Genomic DNA, 1,155 nt, shown 5'->3' on the forward strand with positions numbered 1-1,155 from the left:
AAGAACAACAACATCGCATCTCCAGTTTCTGCAGCACAAGGATATGACTCTGTTTACCTCTTGGCAGCCGCTATCAAGCAAGCTAACAGTACAGAGGGGCCAAAGATTGTTGCAGCATTGCAAGATCTGAAGACTCCAGTTGATGGTGTTGTGATTACTTACAACAAGCCATTCTCTGCGACTGATCACGACGCCATCAAGATGAAAGACGTAGTGATGGGTGTGGTTGAAAACGGTCGTGTTGAGTTCTTGAATGCTGAGGACGCAGCTCCTAAGAAGAAGTAATTTAATTTACTGGGCAGTGCTTAATAATTCAATATTTTGCACTGCAGCAATTGATAAAACAGAGCGCCGCCCAAAAAGCGGCGTTTTGCTTACAATGTCGGATTCGTTAATAAAACAGTTTTAAGTATCTTTTAGGCCAACAATAATGGACATGCTTGCACAAATCCTCTCAAGCGGTATCGCTGTGGGGATGATCTATGCGGTAATCGCTTTCGGTTTCCAGCTCACTTTTGCCACATCAGGCACTTTGAACTTCGGTCAAGGTGAAGCGCTGATGTTGGGTGCTCTCGTAGGTTTAACCTGCGTTGACACTTTTGGCATGAACTACTGGGTAATGATTCCAGTCGTTTGCTTATTCGGCATGATTCAGGGTAGCTTCGTTGAGTTAATCGGCGTACGTCCTGCGATCAAAATTAAATCTGAGTTTGGCTGGATTATGTCCACCATCGCTCTTGGTATTATTTTCAAGAACGTTGCTGAAAACATTTGGGGTCGCGATGCATTGCCATTCCCATCGCCTTTGCCAATGGAGCCAATGAATTTCTTGGGCGCAAGTATTCTGCCGATGGAAATTTTGGTGGTGGTTGGTGCGTTGGTCATGATGTTGTTAGTAGAATTTTTTAACCGTAAAACAATTTACGGTAAGGCGGTTGTGGCAACAGCAAACGACCGCGATGCTGCTGGCTTGATGGGCATTAATACCAGCGTAGTGATTACCTTCTCTTATGCACTTTCTTCTTTGACTGCAGCGTTTGCTGGTGTGTTGATCGCTCCATTGACGCTGACTGGCGCAACTATGGGTGGCGCGCTGGGATTGAAGGCATTCGCAGTAGCGATTATTGGCGGCTTATCTAGCGGCATGGGCATCAT

The 1,155-nt window shown here is 45.7% G+C and carries 1 protein-coding gene and 1 pseudogene; both read left to right on the forward strand.

Translation table 11 applies throughout. From position 1 onward, the window contains the following. Window positions 1–285 (forward strand): annotated as a pseudogene (locus JaK3_RS05720) (ABC transporter substrate-binding protein); the annotation flags it as partial. Window positions 286–430: 145 nt separating this feature from the next. Beyond that, window positions 431–1,155: branched-chain amino acid ABC transporter permease (locus JaK3_RS05725; protein ID WP_068321948.1), on the forward strand; the 725-nt coding region annotated here is incomplete at its 3' end.

It is taken from the genome of Polynucleobacter yangtzensis (assembly GCF_001595965.1).
In the GTDB taxonomy this organism is placed as follows: domain Bacteria; phylum Pseudomonadota; class Gammaproteobacteria; order Burkholderiales; family Burkholderiaceae; genus Polynucleobacter; species Polynucleobacter yangtzensis.